Origin of the sequence: Bariatricus sp. SGI.154 (genome assembly GCF_050313795.1) — a bacterium.
Lineage (GTDB): Bacteria > Bacillota > Clostridia > Lachnospirales > Lachnospiraceae > CAMBRQ01.
Window position 1 is genome coordinate 1 of the sequence record NZ_JBNPMC010000077.1, and the last position, 1628, is coordinate 1628.

Annotated in this window: 1 protein-coding gene; it reads left to right on the top strand. The window is 42.9% G+C overall.

Annotated features, from left to right (window positions below):
* Positions 1-152: 152 nt before the first annotated feature.
* Positions 153-1538: a spore germination protein gene (locus ACQRBN_RS17385; RefSeq protein WP_427740355.1), complete on the top strand. Its 1386-nt coding sequence runs from the start codon at positions 153-155 to the stop codon at positions 1536-1538.
* Positions 1539-1628: the final 90 nt, after the last annotated feature.

The window sequence follows — 1628 nt, forward strand, 5'->3', positions numbered from 1 at the left end:
TCTCGGAGCCATCCATCTTCTTCTGCTTCACCGTACACTTTTCAAGAATCCATTTTCTACACTAAATTCCCATTTTTTGAAAGTACCGTATAATTTGGAATTTTACGGACATTCTATATCTCATAAGTATAATGTAGAAGGTGGGGAATAAGATGCCAGACGTAAAATCAGATAACAAGCCGGAAGTAAAGAAAATAACAGCGTCAAGGGAAGAGAACACTGCCTATATGAACCAGGTGCTTCCGATAAAAGAGAGTTATGATATCGTGCAGAGAGATATCATGATTGGAGGTCGCTGTGCTTCTTTTTACTTTATAGATGGTTTTACGAAAGATGAGAGTATGCTGAAGATTATGGATTCTTTCTTTGGTGTGAAAGAAGAGGATATGCCAGTGGATGCCACAAGTTTTGCCAGGGAATGTGTTCCTTATGTGGAGGTGGATGTCCTGGGAGATTTTGATGCGGTTCTTAAGAATCTATTATCTGGCGCTACCTGTCTTTTCATTGATGGGTATGAGGCATGTATTGTCATTGACTGTCGGACGTATCCGGCAAGAAGCGTGGAAGAGCCGGATAAAGATAAATCGCTTCGAGGATCGCGGGATGGGTTCGTGGAGACGATTGTATTCAATACAGCGCTGATGCGGAGGCGAATTCGGGACCCGCACCTGGTAATGGAGATGGTGGAAGTGGGAGATAGTTCGCGGACAGATGTTGCTATCTGCTATATGAGCGACAGGGTGGATCAAGAACTGTTGCAGAATGTGTCGAATCGGATTAAGAATATTCAGACGGATGCACTACGGATGAATCAGCAGAGCCTGGCGGAATGTCTCTTTAAAAGGAAATGGTACAATCCCTTCCCGAAATTCAAGTTTACGGAACGCCCGGATACCGCGACGGCTTGCCTATTGGAAGGGAAAGTCGTCTTATTAGTAGATAATTCACCGTCTGCTATGATACTTCCGACCTCAATCTTTGATATGATTGAAGAGGCAAATGACTATTATTTTCCGACGCTTACGAATATTTATCTGAAAATTGCGAGAGGATTGATTACGATTATGACAGTATTCTTAACGCCGGTGTTCTTGTTATTCATGCAGAATCTGAACTGGCTACCTGAAGTGTTTGCGTTCGTAGCGGTGAAGGATACTGTGAATATTCCGCTGATCTGGCAATTGTTGCTGCTGGAGATTGCGATTGACGGACTTCGTCTGGCGGCAATGAATACGCCGAGTATGCTCAGTACGCCCCTTAGTGTAATTGCTGGTCTGGTTATGGGAGAATTCTCAGTACAGTCCGGATGGTTCAATTCAGAGGTGATGCTGTATATGGCATTTGTATCCGTAGCGAACTATACGCAGCCGAATTTTGAATTAGGATATGCGCTTAAGTTCATGCGATTGGAACTTTTGATATTGACTGCAATATTCAACTGGTGGGGATTCCTGATTGGAACAGTAATTATTATATGTAGTATCTGCTTTAATAAGACATTGTCTGGCAGAAGTTATCTGAACGTGAAATTGAATTAAGAGATAGATTACGGGGCATGGTCATCCATGTCCTTTTAGTTGTTTGATTTACGCAATTGTAACAGTTCAGCCCGCGCCATTCGCAAAACG

Bases quoted from the DNA above. Each gene is read 5' to 3' on its own strand.
- ACQRBN_RS17385 (WP_427740355.1), top strand. From the start codon at position 153: ATGCCAGACGTAAAATCAGATAACAAGCCGGAAGTAAAGAAAATAACA.